Raw genomic sequence first — 22,111 nt, 5'->3', positions numbered from 1 at the left:
GCCCGTTCGTGTTATAATGTTGAATTCTCCGCCGTGATGACTGTTTGTGGTTATTCGTTCACTCCTCGCCTTTGCCCTTCTGTCCGTAACTGCGCCTCTCACAGCGGAGGAGGTGTTGATTGCCGTAGCGTCCAACTTTGTGGCACCGATGGAACATCTTGCCGAGGCCTTCGAGCAGAACGGCCAGGACAAAGTCAAAATCGCCAGTGGGTCCACCGGCAAGCTCTATGCGCAAATTCGCAGCGGAGCACCTTTCCAGATTTTGCTCGCCGCGGATCAGGACAGCGTCGCCCGGCTCATAGAAGAAGGGCGTGCCGATGCCCAGAGCCGGCTGACCTACGCCAAAGGTATTCTGGTCCTCTGGTCGCCTATAGCAACGTTGGAACTGGGGCCGCAAACGTTGCGTGCCGCTGAGTTCAGACGGCTCTCCATTGCCAATCCACGCCTGGCGCCCTACGGGCGCGCTGCACAGCAAAGCCTGCAGGCGCTCGGGCTTTGGAAAACGCTCCAGCCGAACCTCGTGCGCGGGGAGAATATCAACCAGGCCTTCCAGTTCGTCAGCAGCGGGAATGCGGATCTGGGGCTGCTCGCGCTTTCCCAGATAGTGAACCGGGATGGTTCTTACTGGCGCCTGCCCGGTGAACTCCACCAGCCGATCCATCAGGATGCTGTTCTGCTGGCAGCCGGGGAGGAGTCTCCGGGCGCGAAGCGCTTTCTGACTTTTCTTCGCTCCCCGCGCGCGCTCCGAATAATCGAAACCTTTGGCTACGAATGGCCCGGGTGGCGCCTGTGATAAGATGTTGGATTACTGTGCTTTGCACGGACTGAACCGAATCACGGACTCAGGCGTTTGATTCGCGATCCGAACGTCCATGTTTCTGATCCGGCCGTCGAAAAGAGTCCCCCTACAGCCTGCTAACCCGGAGCATGTGACCAACGCCTATGATGGACGGTTTGTACCAGGTGATTTTGTTTGGCGCCGTACTGACGGCGCTGAGCATCATGACAAGCATCGTGTCCCGACGCGTCGGTGCTCCATCTCTCCTACTGTTTCTTCTTCTCGGCATGCTGGCCGGTGAGGAAGGCTTCGGTGGCATCTCCTTCGACGATTTCAATACGGCCTTCGTGATCGGCAACCTTGCGCTCGCCGTCATTTTGCTGGACGGTGGCTCGCGCACCCATGCGAGCAGCTTCCGGGTGGGCCTGGCGCCTTCACTGACATTGGCAACGGTGGGCGTGGCGATCACAGCCGGGATTGTCGGTGCCGCGGCGGCCATGGCGCTGGGGTGGCCCTGGACCGAGGGTTTTCTGGTCGGCGCCATTGTAGGCTCGACAGATGCCGCCGCGGTGTTCGGTTTGCTGCATGCGGCGGGTCTGGAGTTGAAGCAGCGCAGCGGGGCCACTCTGGAGATCGAGTCGGGCACCAACGACCCGATGGCGATCTTTCTCACCATTACTCTGGTGACTCTGCTCAGTGAGCAGGGCGAATTGTCCGGCTTTGCGCTGGTGGGGAACTTCGTGCAGCAGATGGGCCTGGGGGCAATCTTTGGTGCCGCCGGCGGCGTCGGGCTGGGTTGGCTGGTAAACCGCTTGACTCTGCCTTTATCCCTTTACCCGCTGTTGGTCATGTCCGTAGGGCTTGCTGTGTTCAGCCTCACCAGCCTTGCCGGCGGCAGCGGATTTCTTGCTGTTTATCTGATCGGTTTGCTGCTGGCCAACCGCCCTCTGGATAATCGCCACGACATCCAGCGTTTTCTCGATGGCATGGCCTGGATCAGCCAGATCGGAATGTTCCTCATCCTTGGCCTGCTGGTCACACCGTCGTCACTTCTGGAAGTCATCTACCCTGGAATAATCGTCGCTCTGGTGCTTATTTTTATTGCCCGTCCGGTGGCTGTCGCACTGTGTCTGCTGCCTTTTCGATTCCCCTGGCAGGAGCAGGCGTTTATCAGCTGGGTTGGCCTGAAAGGGGCGGTGCCGATTATTCTCGCGCTGTTTCCCTTCCTTTCCGGTCTCGAAAACAGCGCCACTTATTTCCAGCTCACCTTCTTCGTGGTGCTGCTTTCACTGTGTCTGCAGGGGTGGACCATCGCGCCGGTCGCACGCTGGTTGCGCCTGGAAGTGCCGCCCCACCAGGAGGACTTTCAGCAGCTCAGCCTGCGCATCCCCGACCATCCCGGCTGGGAATTGCTGGCTTATCGCGTTCATTCCGGAAGCGCCGCGGACGCCTATCGTGTCAGGAAGCTGCCGCTGCCCGAAGGTACGAAATTGATGGGCGTGGTGCGGCGAGGGCATGTGCTCGCCGCCGATGCCGATACGGATCTGGAACCCGACGATTATCTGATACTCCTGACCCAGGCCCATGACCTTGCGGAGCTTTCGCCGCTGTTCCAGGAATTGCCCACGGCCAACTATCTGCGGGCCAGCGAATTTTTCGGGCAGTTTTCGTTGCGTGGAGACACTCGCCTGAGGGATGTTGCGGGCTTTTACATGGTGCCGCTCCCGAAGGAGAACTGGGACAACACGCTGGCTCAGTTCATTGCCCGGCGCTATCACGGCAAGCCGGTGGTGGGTGATCGCGTCAGGGTGGGGAATGTGGAGTTCGTTGTACGCCAGATTGTCGGCGGCGAGATCTTCCAGGTGGGGCTAAAAATTCTGCCGGCGGCTGCATAGCAGGGCCGCTCGCGCTTGGGTCTGGCGTAGGTTGGGTTAGGCCGCAGGCCGTAACCCAACACCAAACCCGCTCCCCGGCGGTCCGATTGTTGGGTTACGCTTCGCTAACCCAACCTACAAAACCGAGCGGACCAGCACCCAATGCGCGTCCTCGACCGTAGGTTGAGTTAGGCCGCAGGCCGAAACCCAACATTGGACTGTGCGCCGCCGGATGTATTGTTGGGTTACGCTCCGCTAACCCAACCTACGGTCGCCCGGGCATCACTCACGCGGCGTTGCGCATGCTGCTGCGGATACGCTCCACCGCCAGTTCGGCGGCGTCTGTGAAGGGTGACAGAACCAGGTCCGCGCCCTTGGCCAGAAGGTGTTGCACATCGTCCGGGTTGTGCGACGAAACGGCGATTTTCCCGCCGTAACCATGGATCCGCAGCCCGTCGATCAAGGACTCGCGAGAGTCCTCACGCGTCAGCCCCAGGTCGTGCTGAGGCAATGCGGAAATGACCCAGCGCACCTTGCTGAGATTCAGACTTTCGATAAATTCGGGATCGCTTGCATCTCCATAAACCGCATCATAGCCTTGCTGGCGCCACCGTCGAACCTTGTCAGGATCAAAATCCACCGCCAGTATGCGCAGATTCTCCTCGTAGAAGTGCTTCGCGATGGCCGTCCCATAACGGCCGAGGCCGATCAGCACCAGGTCGTGATGTGAATCCGGTGCCGCGAAGTCGTCGATCGCTTCTTCGCGATAGGCCACGCGACGCTCAAACAGTCCCAGGGCGGGTTCCAGCCATTGGTAAAGGTGGTGGGAGTAGGTGATCATGTAGACGGACAAGGCAATGGTGATCAGGCCCACCAGTGTCACCAGTCCGAGCGCTTCGGTTTGCAGATGGCCCAGGGTCAGCCCCATGCTGACGAATATGAGAGAGAACTCACTGATCTGAGCGACCGTGAGGCCGGCGAGGAAGCCGGTCCGCTTCCGGTATCCCATTGCGCCCATGATAATCATCACGATCAGGGGATTGCCGATCAGCACGAAAACCGACAGCAGGAGCGCTGGACCCACCTGGGCTCCGAGCAGGCCCAGATCAAGCTGAGTTCCCAGAGCGATAAAGAAGAAGAGCAGCAGAAAGTCCCGCAGCGGCGCCAGTCTTGCGATGATGGCTTCCCGGAAGGGAGTGGAGGCGAGGGAAATACCCGCAAGCAGGCCACCCAGTTCCTTACTGAGCCCCAGTTGATGCTGTGGCGCTGCTGCCTTCTGACTCGCCGCCGATTCCAATGGTGGAGAGCACGATCATGACGAGGACCACCACAAGGTCCTGGACGATCAGAAAGCCGATGGCGATGCGACCGTGCAGTGAGTCGGCACTTGTCACTCAGCAGTTTGACCACAATGATGATCCAGGAAAAGGTGAGGGCAACGGCTACATACAATGCGCTCACCATGTCCAGTTCCAGCGCGAGGCAGATCAGCAAACCGATCAGGGATGTGAACGCAACCTGACCCAGACCCGTCGCGAGCGAGACAGCGCCCAGGGTGCGAATCAGTTTCAGATCCAGCTTCAGCCCGACCAGAAAAAGCAGCACGGCGATGCCCAGCTCCGCCAGGAGGTCGATATTTCCCGCGACTGGACCAGATCGAGAACGGATGGTCCGGCCAGCACGCCCACGGCGATGAAGCTGACAACCATCGGTTGACGCAGCATAAGGCCCAGAAATCCGACAAAGGCAGCCAGAGTGAGCAGGGCAGTCAGTTCGTAGACGTGGAAGCGTCGAGCAAATCGGCGATCACTTGAAGTTCCCGGTTGCAGCTCAGGGTGAGGCTGCAGGATACCCGATGACGGGTTTCCCGCGCCACGGTCTGAGCCGGTCCAGCTTCGCAGTGATGCTCTCGAACCGCTGCTTTAGGTCGGGTGAACCCTAATGTCGCTCCAGGGTTTTCAGCACGTGGCGCTCGTAAACAGGCGTGGCGGACCCATGACGAATCCGGCTGAGAAAATATCTTTCTGCAGCGATCTTTGCCTGATGTACCGACTTGCCCCGGTACACCCAGCTATTGGTGCGTGGCGGAATCTGAGGTATTGCCACGACAGCGATGCCGGCATCATCCGAGTCGATGAAACAAAGGGCATTCAAGTCCGGCTGAGTTGAGGGGGAGTCGCCCTTGATGACGAGGCTGATGTTGTCGGCGACAGCGCTGGCCATGGCTTCGATCATGTACCCGGTTTTTGGCGCGCCCGTGGGCACGGGGGTCTGTTCCACTGTTGGAACTGCAACGCAGGCACCGGCTGCAAAAATTGCGGGATGCGCGGGGCTGCGCTGGTGGTCGTCGACTAACACAAAACCGTCGGCATCGCAGAGTCCTTCGACGCGGGCCACCGGATCGATTCCCCGCAACGGAGGCATCATCATGGCGAGTTTGAAGGGCAGGTCTTGCGCGTGTTCCACTCCGCCCTTGCGGTTCATTTCTTCGCAATGAAGCATCTGGTGGTCCGCGCGGCGGACGCGCGTATTCGTCATCCAGCGGATGTCACGGTCGCGAAATTGCGCCTCCAGCAGTTCCCTGGAATCGCCCACGCCCCCAAGCCCCAGGTGCCCAAGGAAGGGCTCGCAGGTCACAAAAGTCAGGGGTACCCGGCTGCGCATCTTGCGCTTGCGCAGGTCTCTGTCCAGCAAAAACGCGTACTCGTAGGCCGGTCCGAAGCAGCCGGCCCCTAGCAGGGCGCCGATCACCACGGGGCCGGGTTCGTCCAGAAATTTCCGGTACGCGGCGAACGCCCGCGCTGCATGGTCCACGGTACTCAGGGACAAAGTGTGGGCCTCCGGCCCTGCACCCGGCACCTCGTCGAATGCCAGTCTCGGGCCCGTGGCGATTACAAGAAAGTCATAGTCGAGCCGCTGGCCGTTGGCGAGAGTGACCAGCCGCGCCGCTGCATTGATGGTCATGGCGGCGCTGGGCACGAAGTCAATATGGTGTTTGCTCAGAACGGGCTCCACGCCGAGGGTTGTCTCGCCGGGCTCGCGCCAGCCCACTGCGACCCATGTGTTGGATGGAGTAAACTGAAACCGGCCATCCGTGCTGACCACTGTGATCCGATGGCCCCGGTCCAGTTTGTGGCGCAGTTCGAAGGCGGTCGACAGACCGCCGAGGCCCGCGCCGAGAATGACGATATGTGCCATGGGTTAGCCGTTTGGTGGGGACAACGTTTAACCGTTTGGAGGATTCTGTGGGCCCGAGGTTCAGCGGTGGCCGGAAGGTCGGCGCGTCGCGATGGGGTAACGGCGAAGCAAGCGGCCGTTATGGATTCCCGGCTCCGCTGCTCTCGATGCTCGAGTAGTAGGCCGCGACATCCTCCATTTGTGCCTCCTCCAGACGGGGTGCAATGCTTTCCATGATGTGGGCATAGGGGCTGCCACCGCGCAGGCCCGCTTTGAACAACTGTAACTGCAGGCTCAGGTAACTTGCGCCCTGGCCGGACAGGTTGGGGTAAAACGGATTGCGTGGGCCGGGGCCCGGGCCGTGACAGCCGGCGCAGGCGGGAATGCCCTGTTCGGGAATGCCCTGCAGCGCGATTCTGGCACCCTGCGCGACGCTCTCTGGATCGGTCGGTGTTGTTGCTGTGCCTGGCGGCAGGCCTGCGAAGTGGGTCGCCAGTTCCACCAGGGTGGAATCGTTGAGTCCCGCCGCCACCGGCTCCATGATCCCGCTATGGCGTTTGCCTTCGGCATAAGCCTTGAGGCTGGCCAGCAGGTACTCCTGATGTTGTCCGGCCAGTTGGGGAACGGCGCCGTCTCCCCGTCCTTCCCCCTGTTCCCCATGGCACCGCTGACAGTTCGCAAGCGCCGACCCTGCCGGGTCCACCAGAGCCCGGACGCGAGAGGGATTGGCATCCGTGCGGGCCTCCGCCTCCCGCGGCGAGCCGTAGGCCAGGTCCTGATATACAGCGGGCGTAAGGGAGGGCAGGGCTCCTAGGAAGGCCACCATGGCCCAGATCTCGTCGTCCCGCTCCAGAGCCGGCCATGCGGGCATGGCCGTGAACTTGACCCCGTGCTTCACGATCCAGAACAGCTGTTGTGGCTCCCAGTGCTGAATCTTGGGCGCAAGGTAGGGCGGCTGCGGAGTGGTTTGTTGGGTCACGAATGAGGGCAATTGATCCGGCGCGCCATGACAGGGAGCACAACCGGTTGCATAGTGGCCGGCTCCCTTGATGATCAGCCCGGAATCTTCGAGAGGCGGCACATCGATATTGCCCGTTCGCGCTTCGACTCCCCTGCGCATGGCGAAATGGAGCAACCAGTTCGTAACATCCCAATGCCCCGAGCTGGCGGCGATAGGCGCAAAGCCGAGCCAGATGAACAAAAAGCCTCCCGTGGCGAACATGAGTCCGAAAAACAGCAGCCAGCTGAGACCACGCTGCCACAGGCTCAGTCGAGTCTGCCAGCGGTCCACCCATCGAAAGCCTCTAGCGAGCGCCCGGAACATGAAGCTCCTCCGTGGCGGGGTCCTGCAAGAGCCGACTCAGCAGATAAAGTGCTCCCACTAAATAGCTGCAGCCCCCCACCAGCAACATGATGACGCCTCCCAGTTGCTGGTCTTGCATCGCCGTCAGTCCCAGCGGCGATGCTGCAACCGGGTGTAGATACAGAGTCCGGCCTGCAAGGGCCAGCAGAACACCCAGCAGAGTCATGTGCATGACGGTCAGCAACAACCCTGCAACGCCGCGGGCCCGCCCTGCGGGTGAGCGGTCTGCAAATGCCGAGCCCCAGACCGCCAGTCCGGCCAGCAGATAGCTGGCCTGTTCCAGTGCGAAGCCCGACAAATCGTGCCGGGCTGCAGCGTGCAAACGAGGCAGGTGCCACGCCCACACCACCACAAGCTCGAAGGCGGCAGCCAGCAGCGCGGCATAGCGCCCGCCCAGAGGAAGGAAGCGGCGCGCGAACGGAGCCAGCATCGGGGCGCAGACGCAGAGGACCAGCACGTGCATTGTCATGTGGGAGGCGAACGAGTGGCGGGCCAGGTGGGGCAGCGGCCCCAGCCAGGTCAGAACCAGCAATCCGGCACCAATGCCAAATATCATCCGCTCCATGGCCCCTCCATCACCAGCACGTTTCGATGAACAGCGCCCCCAGTCCCGCGTACACGATTGCCACCAGACTCAGACCGGACAGCAACACCGTTGCCCAGCCCAGGAACTGGTGGCGCTCCAGCGGAGAGTCGTCGTCGAAGGGCGGGGTAATCGCACCCCGTCGCATTTTGCGCAGACCCCGCCATGCGACCGCCGTAACGCCGAGTGCAGCCACCAGGGTGTAAATGGCGACGGCGGTTCGTGCAGTGCCCAACGGACCTGAATGTTCGACTGACTTTGCACACCAGATGGCCGCAGTTACATAGGAGAGCACGAAGTGCAGCGCCCAGATGGTCGGGCTGATTACCAGCAGCCAGAGGCTCTCCTTCTGCTCCGAAAGGGAGGATTGGGGAGTGCTCGCGCCTTCTTCCCGCGTCATGTTTGCACCAGCGGGAAAAGGGCAATAACCGAAACCGTGATCACCACCGTAAGTGCCATGAAGTGCCAGTACAGGCTGACATTCCGGATGTCCGTGTCCCACTGGCCCGTCATGGCGCCGGCCGCACGGCGGGCGATGCAGTACAGTTGCATGATCAAACCAATGCCCAGGTGAAGCAGAGTCCAGATGACCAGCACCCAAACAGTGGCCGGGTAGGCGTGTTCGGACGCGATCAGCGCGTTGTGCCAGGGACCCGCAAAAAGTGAGTACATTCCGCTGATGTTCAGGATGACCGCGGCCAGCAGCGTCCCGTAAAAGCCTGCCGACCGGTCCCGTTTGTTGCAGCGGGCGGCGGCCAGGGTCAGCAACCACGCTCCGAGCAAGAACCCTGCCGCCAGCAGAGGCCAAAAGAGACCCGGCCCTGGACTGTTCGCCGGCGGAAACTCCTCATGCACTGTCCAGAAGAAGAAGTAGCCAAACACAAGGCTGAGGAAGGCGCTCATGTCGCCGATCATGGTTATGAACGTGGCCCACCATCCCACGGACGCTGGCCCGGAGGCATAAAGGGGCAGTTCTGTACCCAGTCCCACATGCTTGCGGGGTTTTTCCGGAATCTTTCCGGTGCCGGTCCAGAGCCAGCAGAGGATAGTGAACAGCGCCAGAAGTGCGCTGACACCGGCCGCTGTGTACCACTTGTAGGTGGCGAAGATGAACGCGCCCCCGGTGAATGCCGCCGCAATCATGCATTGGAAACTCGGCCCCGGAACGCGCAGACACTGAATGGGTTTCGCGTCGATGGTGGTGGTGATCAGGGTCTCCCGCTTCCCTTCTTCCGCGTCCGGCAGGTAGTAGCGGCCCGCATCCACATCCGCCATGAGAGCGGGTTGGTCCCACAAGGGGTAGCGACTGGTTACCCGGGGAATGGAACGGACGCCCCAGGTTCGGCCGGGCATCTCCGCCAGCCATTCCAGGGTTCCTGCCTGCCAGGGGTTGCGCGGGCTGCGTTGCTTGCCAGGACGAAGTACTTCGTAAACCAGCACGGCGATTCCGGCCGCAAACAGGAATGCGCCGAGGGTGGATACAAAGTTGAGCGTGCCGAAACCCGTGTCCGCCCCGTAGGTGAATACACGACGGGGCATCCCCGAGAGCCCGGTGAAGTGCATGGGCAGGAAGGCCACGTTGAAACCGATGAACATTGGCCAGAAAGCCAAACGCCCGGAGCGCTCCGATAGCAGTTTGCCGCTCACAATCGGGAAAAAGTAAAACAGCCCGGCCACCACCGGAAAGAGCATTCCCCCGATCAGAACATAGTGGAGATGGGCCACCACGAAATAGCTGTCATGGGCCTGAAAATCAAAGGGGGCGATGGCCACCATGACCCCGGTCAGCCCGCCCAGAATGAAAATCGCCAACGCGCCGATAATAAACAAGGTAATCACACTGCGCACAAAGCGGCCGGCCAGTGCGGTGGCGAGAAAACAGAATATCTGCACGCCCGTGGGGATGGCCACCGCCTCCGAGGCGGCAGAAAAGAACGCGAGGGAAATAGCGGGGATTCCCGTGGTGTACATGTGGTGAACCCACAGGCCGAAGCTGATGAATCCGGTTCCCACCGCGGCGAGGACGATCCAGCTATAGCCCACGACGGGGCGTCGGGCGAACGTGGGCAGCATCATGGCGATCAGCGCGATGGCCGGAAGGAAAATGATGTAGACCTCGGGGTGCCCGAAGATCCAGAACAGGTGCTGCCAGAGCAGGGGGTCGCCGCCCTTGTCCGGGTTGAAGAAGGGCCAGCCCAGGGCCCGCTCCAACTCGAAGAGCACGTCCCCCGCAATCAGCGGCGGGAAGGCAAAAAGAATCATGGCGCCCACCACCAGGATGTACCAGGCGTAAAGAGGCATCAGATTGATGCGCATGCCTGGAGGTCGTGTTTTGAGAACACCGACGATGAGCTCCACGGCGGCCGCAAGGGACGCAATTTCAATGAATGAAAGCCCCAGCAACCAGATGTCGGCGCCCACGCCTTGTTGGTACTGAGTTGTGAGCGGTGGATACATGAACCAGCCGCCCTTGGGCGCCGCGTCAAAGAAGATCGAGCCGCAGACAAAAACACCGCCAATCACGAAACACCAGAAACCGTAGGCGGACAGGCGAGGGAAGGGCAGGTCCCGGGCCCCCAGCATCTGGGGCAGAATCAGGATGGCAAAGGCTTCGAACATTGGAACGCCGAACAGGAACATCATCACCGAGCCGTGCAGGGTGAACACCTGGTTGTAGGTATCGGCGGAGAGAAAGTCGTTCTCTGGAACCGCAAGCTGAACTCGCATCAGCAGGGCGAGCACACCGGCAAACAGAAAAAATACAAATGCGACCGCCGTATACCAGAGCCCCACGTGGGAATTGTTGACGGCGGACCCGTAGCGCCAGCCGCGCGGCGCTTCCCACGGCGCGGCGAGACGTCGGGCCTGGGCATCCTGCGCTGCTTTTGATCCGTCCGTGGAGAAGTCCGTCATTGCAACTCGCTGAGGTAATGGGCGATTGCGGTGATCTGATCCTCCGGCAGCATGCCGAAGGACGGCATTTTCACGCCGGGTTTGATATGTTCCGTTTCAGAAATCCAGCGTTCAAAGGATTCCGGTGTCGATGGCATCATGCCCGCGCCCACGCGCAACCGACTGCCCACGTGGGTCAGGTCCGGCCCGATGCGCCCGCGGGCTCGGGTACCACGAACTTGATGACAGGCGCCGCAGCCGTTGGCTACAAATAGGATTTGTCCCCGACGCGCGATTTCGCTGGAGGGCTCGGATGCGGGCTCCTGTTGTCGGTCGAGCCAGGTCCGAAACTCCTGTTCCGTGGTTACCACCACGTCGAACATCATATAGGCATGGGAGGCGCCGCAGTATTCCGCACACGCGCCACGAAATGTTCCGGTCTTTGTGGGTTGCAGGACGAGACGGGTGCGGCGGCCCGGGGTCATGTCCACCTTGCCACCCAGTGAGGGAACCCAGAAGGAATGGATGACATCCGAGCTTTCCAACTCGAACTCCACCTTCTTCCCCACGGGCAGGCGGATCTCGTTGGCAAGCTCGACGCTCTCGTCGTTGTCCAGTTGGTAACGTACCCGCCACCACCATTGCTCCCCCGACACCGTGATATGCAGGGCAACGTCCCCGGGGTCGCGCAGGGCGGGTAGCAGTTTCAGACCGTAGGAAAGCAGTGCCCCCAGAACCAGAGTCGGGAAAACAGCGCCGGCCCCGACGATCAACCAGCGGGTACTGCGGGGATGGAATCGCGCGCGCTGTCGGGGCCGGGTGGCGTACACCACCAGAACCATGACGGCTACCCAGATCAGGCCGCCTGCGATGGTCATGACCCAGAACAGGTTCGCGATTTGCCCGGCCTCGACCCCGGCAGGTGCCAGCGCGGACTGCGGTCCGTCGCACCCGTGAAGGCCGGCAAGCGTGCTGATCAGCAGTAAAGACGGAATGGCCCTGCGGCAGGTGAGGCCAGGCGGGCACAGGCAAGAACCGGCGCTGCCCTTCACGGATCACTCCTCTGAGCCATCCTTTTGAGAGCGGCCCGTTGAACAAGCCCGTCCTGGACTTTTCCGATGCCGTGCATGTCCGCAACCCTCCATGACCAATCAAGTACCCAGGCGCTTGATTCGCGATCATCCATGTGCGGCCCGGCAGGTCCGCAGTTGTGAGTTCCGGCGGCCGAATGTTGTTCCCCTTGGGCTGTAGAAGGGGGCTCGTTTCGGGGCGCCTCCCCTCGTCAGTGGCGCCTGGAAAATCCTTACCTGATCCGTTATCATCCGCGCCCGTTTGAATTTCCCCGCAGGGCTCCATGGAAGCTTTCATTCTCTCGACCGGCATCGTCGCGCTGGCCGAGATTGGCGATAAAACCCAATTGCTCGCATTTGTGCTGGCGGCGAAATTTCGTCGCCCTCTACCGATCATCATCGGTATCTTGTTTGCGACGGTCGTCAACCACGGCTTCGCAGGCGCCGTCGGCGCCTGGATCACCACTCTGGTGAGCCCGGAGACGCTGCGCTGGATTCTGGGGATCTCCTTCCTTGCCATGGCCGTTTGGGTCCTGATTCCCGACAAGCTGGACGAGGATGAGGCCAGCCTGGCCCGCTATGGTGTGCTCGTCACTACCATCGTCGCCTTTTTCCTCGCGGAAATGGGCGACAAAACCCAGATTGCCACGGTGGCACTGGCCGCCCAGTATTCAGCTTTTCTGCCTGTGGTTGCGGGAACTACTCTGGGGATGATGATCGCCAATGTTCCTGCCGTGCTTGTGGGGCACCAGATTGCCGACCGGATCTCCATTCGCGCAGTTCACACGGTTGCCGCCGCGATTTTTGCGGCTCTGGGCATCGCGGTCTGCGCCAACTGGATTTAGTCTCGCCCATATTCGTCTCTTTCACCCTGCTCGCCGGCGCCGGCACACTCGAAATGAACGACCTGTCGATTCGACGCAGTCCGCGCCGCATCGTGCAATGAAAGCGTGTCAGCTCCCCAGTGATGGGCATTTCCTTGCATGAGTTTTCCGTGATCCATGTCTCAAATCCGCCCGGCTGGCGGGGTTGTCACAGGCAACCCGGACCGGGCGTCGTTCCAGGGAGATTGGGGTGGGAGGTAAACGGGCCGGTGCAGCTCAGGCGAAGAGCAGCGCGCACTACCGCGCCATTGTCGAGAATCAGACTGAACTGGTGTGTCGCTTCCGAGCCGACGGTTCCATTGTATTCGTCAATGGCGCCTACGCCCGGGCTCGCGGTGTACCCGCCGAAGCGCTGCGCGGTTCCAGCTGCTTCGATCTGCTTCCGGATGAGGACTGCGAACACGTCAGGGAGTTGCTTCTTTCACTGCGCCCCACGGCTGCCGAAACATCCTTCGAGAATCGGGTAATTACGCCTCGGGGGACTTTGTGGGTACTCTGGACGGCCCGCGCGGTGAGCTTCGACTCGCGGGGGATTCCCCGGGAGTTCCAGGCCTCCGGCGTCGACATTACCGCCCGCAAACAAATGGAACTGGCTCTGCGCGAAAGCGAAGAGCGACTTCACCTCGCTTTGCAGGCGGCCCGGGCCGGCGCCTGGAGCGTGGACCTTTTAAGCGGCCGCGCCACTGCCAGTGCGGAGCTCGCCAACCTTTACGGTTATGAGGGCAATGTGCTTCCCAATGTGGAAGCCTGGCTGGAGCGGGTGCACCCCGGTGACCGCGAGCGACTGCAGGAAACCCTGCAACAGCGCCTTGCGTCCGCTGATACGGAGTATCAGCAGGAATACCGGATTCGCCACCCCCGACGGGGCCTGCGCTGGATTCTCGACACCGGGCGCATCGAGCGCAACGACGATGGCCAGGCCCTGCGCCTGTATGGCGTGAATATGGACATCACTGAACGCAAAATGGGCGAGGAAGCCTTGCGGGAAAGCGAGCACAGGTTCCGACAACTGGCGGAGGCGGTGCCGACTCTTGTGTGGGCCAGCCGCGAAGACGGCTACGTGGTGTATGTGAATCCCCGCTGGGTCGAGTACACCGGCCAGAGCCCGGAGGAGGCAAGGGGCTTCGGCTGGTTGAGCCTGATCCATCCCGATGACGTGGAGCCGACCCGCAAATTCTGGGAACACTGCGTTCTTACGGGCCAGGAGTACACCGGTGAGGTCCGCTACCTGCGCCGCGATGGCCACTACCGCTGGCACCATTTCAAGGCCGTTCGCATCCTTGACTCGGAGGGAGCGATCTCCGGCTGGTACGGAGCGGCATTGGACGTCCATGAACAGCATCTGGCCGAGGAAGCCCTGCGCGGAAGCGAAAGCAAACTGCGCATGCTGGCGGACGACGCCCCGGTTATTTTGTGGCTGACAAACTCCGACGCCTCGACGGTTTTCCTGTCACGGGGCTGGTTTGACTATACGGGCCAGAACGAAGAATCCGCGCTGGGGATGGGATGGTTGGCGGCCGTTCACCCCGCGGACCTCGAGCGGTGCAAGGAGCTGTTTTTCGGCGCCTACCAGACCCGGGAAGCTTTTCAGTTCGATTACCGCGCGCGCCGCGCGGACGGGGAGTACCGATGGGTACTCGACAAGGGGCGGCCCCGCTTTGGCAGCCAGCACGGCGAGTTTCTCGGATTCATCGGTTGCGTTATCGACGTCGATGAGCGCCGTCACATGGAGGACAGTTTGCGGGAAAGCGAGGGGCTGTTCAGGACTCTTGCGGACAACATGTCCCAGTTGTCCTGGATGGCGGATCCGCACGGATGGGTGTTCTGGTTCAACCGGCGCTGGCAGGAATACACCGGGGTGAGTACGGAAGACGCCCAGGGCTGGGGCTGGACCGAACTGATCCATCCTCAGCACCGGGACCGGGTGGTTCGCCGGATGCAGCAGTGTTGGGAGAGTGGAGAGGAATGGGAAGATATCTACCTGCTGCGCAGACGGGACGAACAGTACCGCTGGTTTTTGTCCCGGGCGCAACCCATACGCGATCTACGGGGGCGAATAACCCGCTGGCTGGGCACGCACACCGACATTACCGAGCAACGCGTGGTGGAGGAAACGCTCAAGCAGGCGGATCAGCGCAAGAACGATTTTCTCGCGACCCTGGCCCACGAACTGCGCAACCCGCTGGCGCCCCTGCGCAACGGCCTGGAGATCATGCGGCTCGCCAGCGAGAACCTGGAATCGGTCGATCGGGCGCGTGCCATGATGGAGCGGCAGCTCGAGCACATGGTTCGGCTCATCGATGATCTGCTCGACCTCAGTCGGATCAGCCGCGGGAAAATTGTACTGCACAAGAAGCGTGTGCCGCTCGCCAGCGTGGTGGAGCAGGCGGTGGAAACCAGTCGGCCCGCCATTGAAGCCATGGGCCACACTCTCACAGTGAGCCTACCGAACGAGCCGCTGTACGTGAGCGCCGACCCGACGCGGATGTCCCAGGTGTTCTCCAATCTGCTCAACAATGCGGGCAAATTTACCGAGCGGGGCGGTAAAATCTGGCTGATCGTGGAAGCGCGGGACCATGAGGCCGAGTTCTGCGTGCGCGATAACGGTATAGGAATCGCGCCGGAAATGCTGGGGCAGGTCTTTGACATGTTCACTCAGGGCGACCCGACACTGGAACGCACTCACAGCGGCCTGGGTATCGGTCTTTCGCTGGTGCGGGGACTTGTTGAAATGCACGGCGGGAGCGTCCAGGCCCACAGTGACGGGATCGGACTGGGCAGCGAATTCGTGGTGCGGCTGCCAGTGGTGGAGGCGGAAGTGGGTGATCCCGGCGCGCCGGTTCCCAAGGCTCCCGATGCGCGGACCAAACGGCGCGTCCTGGTGGCCGATGACAATGAGGACTCCGCCCAGAGTATGGCGACCATGCTGGAACTGCTCGGCAACGAAACGCAAACGGCACAGGACGGACTGGAAGCTCTGGGCATCGCCGCAAGCTTCCGACCGGATGTTGCGCTGTTGGACATCGGTATGCCCAAGCTCAATGGCTATGATGTGGCGCGTCGCATCCGTGAGCACCGGTGGGGCGAACACATGTGCCTGGTGGCCCTTACCGGGTGGGGCCAGGACGAGGATCGGCGTCGCTCCCGGGAAGCTGGATTTGACTTCCACCTTGTGAAACCGGTGGATCTGAGTACCGTGGAGAAGCTTCTCAGCGGAGACCTGGAGAGCTGACTGCGGCGAGCCCCGGCGAGCAGCTCCGCAAAGGAGGCTTCCTAGGCCCCGCCATCCCGAAAGGACGGGTAAAGGGACATGCCCCCGTCGACGAACAGGGTCGTCCCTACCAGATAATCCGCAGCGTCCGAGGCGAGCCATACGGCAACGTTTGCCACATCGTCCACTTCCCCGATACGGCCGTAGGGAATCAGCTCGAGCATTTTCTCGCGGCCCGCCTGGTCCTGCCAGACATCATCATTGATGTCGGTCCGGATGGCGCCCGGGGCGATTGCGTTTACACGGATCTTCTCGGTGGCAACCTCCAGCGCAAGGCTTTCCATGAGCAGCTTCAATCCTCCCTTCGCAGCTGCGTAATTGGCATGGCCGGGCCAGGGTATGCGTTGATGGACCGAACTGTTGAAAATGATTTTTCCCCTGGACCGGGCACGACCCGGGTCGAAGGGCTGACGGCGAAAACACCGCACCGCCGCCTGGGCGCAGATGAATTGGCCGGTCAGATTAACGTCGAGCACCTGCTGCCAGTCCCCGAGGCTCATATCGCCAAAAGCGGAGTCCCGCTGGATGCCGGCGTTGGCCACCAGAATGTCCACGCCGCCCCACTCATTTTCGGCTCGCCGGAACAGTTCTTCGCAACCCTCCACGGTGGAGATGTCCGCCTGTTGGGCCACCGCGCGGCCACCACGATCTTCGATCTCCGCGATGATCTCAGCTGCTTCTTCCCGGCTGGAACGGTAGTTGACCAGTACGGCGGCTCCGGCGCTGGCGTAGGCGCAGGCAATCGCTTTGCCTATACCGGAACTGGCGCCCGTAATAATCGCGCGTTGGTCCTTGAGTGGATGGGTCATGGTTCGGACTCCTGCGAAGGTTCGAGCAGGGTCCTGCAGGTTTTATGCAAAGCGCACCTGCCGTTACGCCGAGCAGGCGGCTTCAGCGCTCCAGGTAGGAAGACCAGCGGGCCAGAATCTCTTCCCGACTCGGGCGGCTGCCGGCATCGAACTCAAACCGGCCATCGGCGTACACCACAAGGTAGCCCCAGGGGCCATCGTCGATTCTGCGATAGTGCTCAATTGCAAGAGCGGGCCACGCTTCCCTGCTGATCACCTCAGTGCGACTCATGGTTGATGACCCGGAAGCTCCGTCTGACCTCCGCCAGAGCGGCGATGCTGCCGTCCCGGAAGACGACGACCTTGCGACCCAGATGGCGGAAGGAGGAGGGCAGGGACCGGCTTTTTCCGGCCTCGTTGCGGGGCACGAAAACATCGCCTACTTCCAGTCGCCGCCCAGCGGGCGAGCTGAGTGCGGTACCTGGCTTCAGTTGAAAATCATGAGCGAGCATTGCATACCTCGATACACGGATAACTGTCTGGGTGTACAGTATAAAACCGCGCCAAAAGCTTGTCTATATATACAGTGGTCGACCGGTAAGGGAGATTTTTTATACTGCAAAAACCCAATGAAATCAGAAGGGTAAGGTGTGCAGGTGAAGTATTGCCCGAACCTGGCGATCCCTTGTATACAGCGCAGTTGCCGCTGGTTCCGCCCTGGAGAGGGTGGGCAGAGTTGTTGCATGTCCGCCCCTCAACTGTTGCATACGGCAGGCGAGAGGAACTGATCAATGACCAGCAAATTCGAAAATGATGCAGAAAAGGACCCGGGAGATCTGGAGCGGGAAGTGGAGCAAACCCGCAGTGCGGTGGAAGACACGCTGGCACGCTTGATTGAGCGGTTTTCCCCCCAACAGATTCTGTCCCAGGTGTTCTCCTCTGAAGGAGGGGGAGACCTGTCCCGCAGCATGGTCAACATGGTGCGATCCAATCCGATGCCCGCGTTGCTTACGGCCACCGGGCTCGCCTGGATGCTGATGGGGCAGAGCCGGCAAAGCGCGCGACAGCCGGGGCATGGGTCGGATCTGGACTCCCCCTCTCACGCCAGCTATGGGGTCGATCCGGATTACGACCCTCACAGCGGAGAAGGGCATGTGGCGCTGGGCAAGGGGAACGGTGCCGGGCATCGGGGGCGCGACCAGGCCGAGGCGGCCCGCCAGAAAGCCCAGCAGTTCGGCCACGAAGCGGAACAGGGTATCGACCGCATGCTGCGTGAGCAGCCTCTGGCCGTGGGAGCAATAGGCATCGCGCTCGGCGCCCTGGCCGGCGCCCTGTTCCCTGCCTCCCGGCAGGAAGACGAACTGTTCGGCAAATACCGGGAGCAGCTCATGAACAAGGCCTCCGGGGTGGCGCGTCAGACTTACGCCAAGGCGGACGAAGTGGGGCGTCGCATGGGTGACGAGCTGTCTCGGGACGCCCGGACCGGGGACCGTCCCAAAACGCGCCATTAATGAACGCCGAGCGACGCCTGATGTGAACTGAGCAAACAGTTGCGCCCGGGGCGGCTTTGGGTCAGACTGTTCTTTTATACAGTTTTCCCGGTCGTACATGCAGGCGCTCAACAAACAGCAGCAACAGGCGGTCGAGTTCGGCCGCACCGAAACAGGCAAGGGGCTCGTCTCGGGGCCCTTGCTGATCATCGCCGGTGCCGGCACCGGCAAAACCAATACCCTGGCCCATCGAGCCGCCCACCTCATACTCAGCGGTGTCAGTCCCGGCCGAATTCTGCTCATGACGTTTTCCCGGCGAGCGGCCCAGGAGCTGGCGGATCGTGCCCGCCGTATCGTTACCGCAACGCTGCAGGAAAGTGGCGAGTCCGGAGAGGCGGAACAGGACCTGAGCTGGATCGGCACTTTTCACTCCGTCGCCAACCGCCTGCTGCGAACCCAGGCGAAAACCCTCGGGCTGGATCCCGACTTCACCATCATGGACCGTGGGGACGCGGCGGACATGCTGGATTTGTTGCGGCACAAACTGGGCTTCAGTCGCACCGCGAAGCGCTTTCCCCACAAGGGCACCTGTGTCGATATTTACTCCCGTTGTGTGAATGCCCAGGCGGAGCTGAAGGACGTACTGGAAAGGGATTTTCCCTGGTGTGCGGATTGGGAAGATGAACTGAAGAAACTGTTTCGCGCCTATGTGGAGGAAAAGCAGCAGCAGGTCTGCCTCGATTACGACGACTTGCTCCTGTACTGGTACCACCTGGCGGGTGAGGCTTCGGTGGCGCGGCGCATTCGCGAGCAGTTCGACCACGTGTTGGTGGATGAGTACCAGGACACCAATATCCTGCAGGCAGGGATACTGACCCGGTTGTTCCCGGACGGCAGGGGGCTTACGGTGGTGGGGGATGATGCCCAATCCATCTATTCGTTCCGCTCCGCCAACGTGGAGAACATTCTGAATTTTCCGGCGCTCTTTTCGCCACCTGCGACGGTCATTCCCCTCAGCAAAAACTACCGATCCACCCAGCCGATACTGGACCTGTCGAACGCACTGCTCAGGGACGCGAGCACCGGCTACAAGAATCAGTTGTTCAGCGACAAGCCCGCACGGGAAAAACCCTGGCTTGTTACCATGGAGGACCAGGATGTTCAGTCCCGATACATTATCGAGAAGGTATTGGCTGCCCGTGAAGAAGGAATCGACCTTAAGCAGCAGGCCGTGTTGTTTCGGTCCAGTCATCATTCCAGTCACCTGGAAGTGAGTCTCCGGCGCCACAACATTCCCTACGTCAAACACGGCGGGCTGAAGTTTCTCGATGCGGCCCATGTGAAGGACGCCATCAGCATACTCCGCTGGGCCGACAACCCGCGGCACCGGCTCTCCGGGTTTCGCATCCTGAAACTGTTGCCCGGCATTGGTCCGGCCATGGCCGAGAAGGTGCTGGACTTCATGGCACTGCACAATTTCGACCCGGCAGCTTTGGGAAACTTCAAATCGAAGGTGACCGAAGAGCCGGGATGGCTGGAACTGGTCACGCTGCTCCGTAGCGTGCATCATCACCAGATCCCCTGGCGCGAACAGATGAAGGCAGTTGCGGACTGGTACCGTGGCATCCTTGAAGAGCGGTACGACAACCATTTCGTCCGCGCCGGTGATATCGACCAGCTCAGCCTGATCGCGCAGCAATATCCCAACCGCGAGCGCTTTCTCAGCGAGCTGACGCTCGATCCGCCCAACAAGACCGGCGACCACGGCAAGGACAACCTGAAGGACGACGACTACCTGATCCTCAGCACGGTGCATAGCGCCAAGGGGCAGGAGTGGCACAAGGTGTTCGTGCTTAACGTGGTGGATGGCAATTTCCCCAATGAGTACGCCACCCAAAGTCAGGATGCTTTGGAAGAGGAGCGCCGCCTGTTCAACGTGGCCATCACCCGGGCCCAACGGGAGTTGCACCTGCTGCAGCCTTTGAAGTTCTGGATTCCCGAACAGCAACGGTTTGGCGGGCGCCATGTTTATGGGGCCAAAAGCCGCTTTCTCACGCCCGCAGTGGTGGAAACGCTTGACGAAATCCCCTATCCGGATACCCGTCTCACGGAGCAGGACATTGCCACGGGCGAGGAGGTATTGGCAGACATCAAGAGCAAGGTGCTCGGCATGTGGGATTAGCCGGTTAGCGACCTCAGCTGGCACCCTTATCGCAGACACAGATTCGCGCGGGCGCGGAGGATGTGGGGCGGCGCAAGTCAGTCGGGAGAAATCAGCCGAGCAAAGTGTCGCGAATCACATGAGGCTCGAAGGGTAAGACCAATGACCATTCTTGTGATCATGGGAGTTTCAGGCAGCGGCAAGACCACCCTCGGCCAGAAATTAGCTGATTATTTCCGTTGGCCGTTTTATGAAGGCGATCGGATGCACCCGCGCTCCAACGTGGAGAAGATGTCCAGGGGTGTACCGCTGACCGATGACGATCGGCAGCCCTGGCTTGCAGCGGTGCGCGGGCTGATCGAAGAAAAGATTGCGCGCGGTCGATCGGCGGTGTTGACTTGCTCGGCTCTGAAGCAGTCCTACCGCGATTATCTCGCAGCGGGGATTGAGGACACGGTCACTTTTGTTTATTTGAAGGCACCCTTCGATTTGCTTCATGAGCGCATCGTCCAGCGCAGGGGGCACTACATGCCGGCCGGCCTTCTGGCCAGCCAGTTCGAAATTCTGGAAGAACCCCGGGATGCCATTACTGTCGACGCCAGCCAGGATCCCGATTCCGCATTTCAGCAGTTGGTCGCGCAGTTGACTCGTGCCGGCATTGTTCGGGGCTAACACGCTGTTGATAGCCGAACAGAAATCCCGCCTGGCGAGCGCCCGACGGGAGCCGCGCGATGACCTACAAAACCGCCGCCGGCCTCGGATCTTCGACGGTCGACTGCTGGCGTACCAGCCCCCGCTCCGCGGCCCAGCGGTAGCCGTCAAAGGTGAACAGGTGGTTCACGTAGGTGCGGGCCTGCTCCTCGGTCCATGTACCCCGGTAGACCTGTGTCCAATGAGCTGCCTCACTCACCCGCGCCACTTTATTAATGATCACCGGGATGAACTGATAGCCAAGCGCAGCCAGAACCGCCACTCGATGCTGCCCGTGCGCGATGCAGCACCGGTAGTCACCACCCCGCTCCACAGCGACAACCGTAACGTCCTCACCGGAAAGGCGACGATCATAGCCGCGTAGAACGACCGAGCGGAGGGTGCGGACGAGGCGGTTGTATTCAATCTGTCCCTTGCGGGGGCTGACAGGGCCGTGCAGGCCATAGCCCTCATTGGCGTGCACGTCTTCAGCGCCGGACCAGCAATTCTCCAGGTGGATCATCTGCTTCATATACACCTGGCGTTCATCGGGGGATATATCGAGCCAGGGGCTGTGCATGGCATAGGCGGGATAGTCAACAAGCACCGCCGGGCCATTGGCTCCTATCAGAGCCTCCAGGGAGTTCTGGGGCTGCCAAACCCGGTAGAAGTCCTCAAGCGTCGATCCCCCATAGCTTTGGCGGTAATCGGAATCCATATATTCCTGCATGGCTTCGGTAAACGGATGCCAGCTTCCACTTCGATGAAAGGAGAAGCCGTTGACCGTGACAATCTTCGAGATGGGACAGCGGAAGGCGACGGGTTCGCCGTAATTGCGTCTGCGGCACACTTCGAGGAAATCTTCGTATACGGGCGCCGGATCGGGTTTATCTTCAATCCGTTTCACCTCCAGGCCGACGGTGAGAAACAGGCGTCTGACAGGGTCTTTCAGAAATCTCATGGCGGATCTCCGAATTTATTATTGGTGGGGGATTAATGAGAAGTGAGGGCTCCAGAGAGGCCTTCGTATGAGGCCCTCTGGTGACTCACGCTGCGTGGTGCATGGAACACGAAACGTCAGAGAGTTTGC

18 protein-coding genes and 1 pseudogene are annotated in these 22,111 nt (G+C 61.0%); 7 read left to right on the top strand and 12 right to left on the bottom strand.

Features of this window, described 5'->3' with window-relative positions; all coding sequences use genetic code 11:
- Positions 1–46 precede the first annotated feature (46 nt).
- A complete protein-coding gene (gene modA, locus ACURWW_RS00950; RefSeq protein WP_445615137.1) occupies positions 47–793 on the top strand; it encodes a molybdate ABC transporter substrate-binding protein in 747 nt (248 codons plus the stop codon).
- 149 nt (positions 794–942) lie between these two features.
- Positions 943–2,673 (top strand): potassium/proton antiporter, encoded by a 1,731-nt coding sequence (locus tag ACURWW_RS00945; protein ID WP_445615136.1) that lies wholly within the window; start codon positions 943–945, stop codon positions 2,671–2,673.
- A 265-nt stretch (positions 2,674–2,938) separates the two neighbouring features.
- Here the strand turns inward: ACURWW_RS00945 and ACURWW_RS00940 are convergent, their stop codons facing one another.
- The 8 genes and pseudogenes from ACURWW_RS00940 to coxB all read right to left on the bottom strand — a co-directional run bounded on the left by ACURWW_RS00940 (position 2,939) and on the right by coxB (position 11,719).
- Positions 2,939–3,949, bottom strand: coding sequence for an NAD-binding protein (locus ACURWW_RS00940; RefSeq protein WP_445615135.1), 1,011 nt, complete (start codon positions 3,947–3,949; stop codon positions 2,939–2,941).
- 140 nt (positions 3,950–4,089) lie between these two features.
- Positions 4,090–4,257, bottom strand: a pseudogene (locus tag ACURWW_RS00935) (cation:proton antiporter); the annotation flags it as partial.
- 333 nt (positions 4,258–4,590) lie between these two features.
- The gene (locus ACURWW_RS00930) at positions 4,591–5,850 is read right to left on the bottom strand and encodes an NAD(P)/FAD-dependent oxidoreductase (RefSeq protein WP_445615134.1); all 1,260 of its coding nucleotides are present in this window, start codon (positions 5,848–5,850) and stop codon (positions 4,591–4,593) included.
- Positions 5,851–5,968: 118 nt separating this feature from the next.
- A complete protein-coding gene (locus ACURWW_RS00925; RefSeq protein ID WP_445615133.1) occupies positions 5,969–7,153 on the bottom strand; it encodes a c-type cytochrome in 1,185 nt (394 codons plus the stop codon).
- Entirely contained in the window at positions 7,134–7,757 is a 624-nt protein-coding gene (locus tag ACURWW_RS00920) for a cytochrome c oxidase assembly protein (RefSeq protein ID WP_445615132.1), read from the bottom strand. The genes ACURWW_RS00925 and ACURWW_RS00920 overlap by 20 nt, the downstream gene beginning before the upstream one ends.
- 10 nt (positions 7,758–7,767) lie before the next feature.
- Positions 7,768–8,175, bottom strand: coding sequence for a hypothetical protein (locus ACURWW_RS00915; RefSeq protein WP_445615131.1), 408 nt, complete (start codon positions 8,173–8,175; stop codon positions 7,768–7,770).
- Positions 8,172–10,688: a cytochrome c oxidase subunit I gene (gene ctaD / locus ACURWW_RS00910; RefSeq protein WP_445615130.1), complete on the bottom strand. Its 2,517-nt coding sequence runs from the start codon at positions 10,686–10,688 to the stop codon at positions 8,172–8,174. The genes ACURWW_RS00915 and ctaD overlap by 4 nt, the downstream gene beginning before the upstream one ends.
- Positions 10,685–11,719, bottom strand: coding sequence for a cytochrome c oxidase subunit II (coxB, locus tag ACURWW_RS00905; protein ID WP_445615129.1), 1,035 nt, complete (start codon positions 11,717–11,719; stop codon positions 10,685–10,687). The genes ctaD and coxB overlap by 4 nt, the downstream gene beginning before the upstream one ends.
- Before the next feature lie 302 nt (positions 11,720–12,021).
- On the opposite strand from coxB, the gene ACURWW_RS00900 reads away from it, so the two are divergent.
- Both ACURWW_RS00900 and ACURWW_RS00895 read left to right on the top strand, forming a co-directional pair.
- Positions 12,022–12,582 carry a TMEM165/GDT1 family protein gene (locus ACURWW_RS00900; RefSeq protein ID WP_445615128.1) on the top strand — a complete coding sequence of 187 codons (561 nt, stop codon included), beginning with the start codon at positions 12,022–12,024 and terminating at the stop codon, positions 12,580–12,582.
- Between the two features lie 229 nt (positions 12,583–12,811).
- Positions 12,812–15,853, top strand: coding sequence for a hybrid sensor histidine kinase/response regulator (locus ACURWW_RS00895; RefSeq protein WP_445615127.1), 3,042 nt, complete (start codon positions 12,812–12,814; stop codon positions 15,851–15,853).
- A 41-nt stretch (positions 15,854–15,894) separates the two neighbouring features.
- On the opposite strand, the gene ACURWW_RS00890 is transcribed toward ACURWW_RS00895, so the two are convergent.
- The 3 genes from ACURWW_RS00890 to ACURWW_RS00880 all read right to left on the bottom strand — a co-directional run bounded on the left by ACURWW_RS00890 (position 15,895) and on the right by ACURWW_RS00880 (position 17,192).
- Positions 15,895–16,701: a glucose 1-dehydrogenase gene (locus ACURWW_RS00890; RefSeq protein WP_445615126.1), complete on the bottom strand. Its 807-nt coding sequence runs from the start codon at positions 16,699–16,701 to the stop codon at positions 15,895–15,897.
- Between the two features lie 82 nt (positions 16,702–16,783).
- Positions 16,784–16,972 (bottom strand): hypothetical protein, encoded by a 189-nt coding sequence (locus ACURWW_RS00885; protein WP_445615125.1) that lies wholly within the window; start codon positions 16,970–16,972, stop codon positions 16,784–16,786.
- Positions 16,959–17,192, bottom strand: a complete 234-nt coding sequence (locus ACURWW_RS00880; protein ID WP_445615124.1) for a hypothetical protein — start codon at positions 17,190–17,192, stop codon at positions 16,959–16,961. Before ACURWW_RS00880 ends, ACURWW_RS00885 begins: the two co-directional genes overlap by 14 nt.
- Positions 17,193–17,471: 279 nt before the next feature.
- On the opposite strand from ACURWW_RS00880, the gene ACURWW_RS00875 reads away from it, so the two are divergent.
- From ACURWW_RS00875 to ACURWW_RS00865, 3 genes are all read left to right on the top strand, one after another.
- The gene (locus ACURWW_RS00875) at positions 17,472–18,191 is read left to right on the top strand and encodes a DUF3618 domain-containing protein (RefSeq protein ID WP_445615123.1); all 720 of its coding nucleotides are present in this window, start codon (positions 17,472–17,474) and stop codon (positions 18,189–18,191) included.
- A gap of 97 nt (positions 18,192–18,288) precedes the next feature.
- The gene (locus ACURWW_RS00870) at positions 18,289–20,352 is read left to right on the top strand and encodes an ATP-dependent helicase (protein ID WP_445615122.1); all 2,064 of its coding nucleotides are present in this window, start codon (positions 18,289–18,291) and stop codon (positions 20,350–20,352) included.
- Positions 20,353–20,493: 141 nt separating this feature from the next.
- On the top strand, positions 20,494–21,003 hold the full coding sequence (locus ACURWW_RS00865) for a gluconokinase (RefSeq protein WP_445615121.1): 510 nt from the start codon (positions 20,494–20,496) through the stop codon (positions 21,001–21,003).
- 64 nt (positions 21,004–21,067) lie between these two features.
- Here ACURWW_RS00865 and ACURWW_RS00860 read toward each other — a convergent pair whose 3' ends face one another.
- Entirely contained in the window at positions 21,068–21,982 is a 915-nt protein-coding gene (locus tag ACURWW_RS00860; protein WP_445615120.1) for a hypothetical protein, read from the bottom strand.
- Between the last annotated feature and the right edge of the window lie 129 nt (positions 21,983–22,111).

This window comes from Gilvimarinus sp. F26214L, assembly GCF_054401055.1.
The sequence above is the reverse complement of the archived record's forward strand: the minus strand, read 5'-3'. Positions and strand labels throughout refer to the sequence as shown.

Excerpts from the sequence above, each read along its gene's own strand:
- ACURWW_RS00945 (WP_445615136.1), top strand. The coding sequence starts at position 943 with ATGATGGACGGTTTGTACCAGGTGATTTTGTTTGGCGCCGTACTGACG.
- ACURWW_RS00930 (WP_445615134.1), bottom strand. The coding sequence starts at position 5,850 with ATGGCACATATCGTCATTCTCGGCGCGGGCCTCGGCGGTCTGTCGACC.
- ACURWW_RS00925 (WP_445615133.1), bottom strand. The coding sequence starts at position 7,153 with ATGTTCCGGGCGCTCGCTAGAGGCTTTCGATGGGTGGACCGCTGGCAG.
- ACURWW_RS00920 (WP_445615132.1), bottom strand. The coding sequence starts at position 7,757 with ATGGAGCGGATGATATTTGGCATTGGTGCCGGATTGCTGGTTCTGACC.
- ACURWW_RS00915 (WP_445615131.1), bottom strand. The coding sequence starts at position 8,175 with ATGACGCGGGAAGAAGGCGCGAGCACTCCCCAATCCTCCCTTTCGGAG.
- ctaD (WP_445615130.1), bottom strand. The coding sequence starts at position 10,688 with ATGACGGACTTCTCCACGGACGGATCAAAAGCAGCGCAGGATGCCCAG.
- ACURWW_RS00900 (WP_445615128.1), top strand. The coding sequence starts at position 12,022 with ATGGAAGCTTTCATTCTCTCGACCGGCATCGTCGCGCTGGCCGAGATT.
- ACURWW_RS00890 (WP_445615126.1), bottom strand. The coding sequence starts at position 16,701 with ATGACCCATCCACTCAAGGACCAACGCGCGATTATTACGGGCGCCAGT.
- ACURWW_RS00885 (WP_445615125.1), bottom strand. The coding sequence starts at position 16,972 with ATGAGTCGCACTGAGGTGATCAGCAGGGAAGCGTGGCCCGCTCTTGCA.
- ACURWW_RS00880 (WP_445615124.1), bottom strand. The coding sequence starts at position 17,192 with ATGCTCGCTCATGATTTTCAACTGAAGCCAGGTACCGCACTCAGCTCG.
- ACURWW_RS00875 (WP_445615123.1), top strand. The coding sequence starts at position 17,472 with ATGACCAGCAAATTCGAAAATGATGCAGAAAAGGACCCGGGAGATCTG.
- ACURWW_RS00870 (WP_445615122.1), top strand. The coding sequence starts at position 18,289 with ATGCAGGCGCTCAACAAACAGCAGCAACAGGCGGTCGAGTTCGGCCGC.
- ACURWW_RS00865 (WP_445615121.1), top strand. The coding sequence starts at position 20,494 with ATGACCATTCTTGTGATCATGGGAGTTTCAGGCAGCGGCAAGACCACC.
- ACURWW_RS00860 (WP_445615120.1), bottom strand. The coding sequence starts at position 21,982 with ATGAGATTTCTGAAAGACCCTGTCAGACGCCTGTTTCTCACCGTCGGC.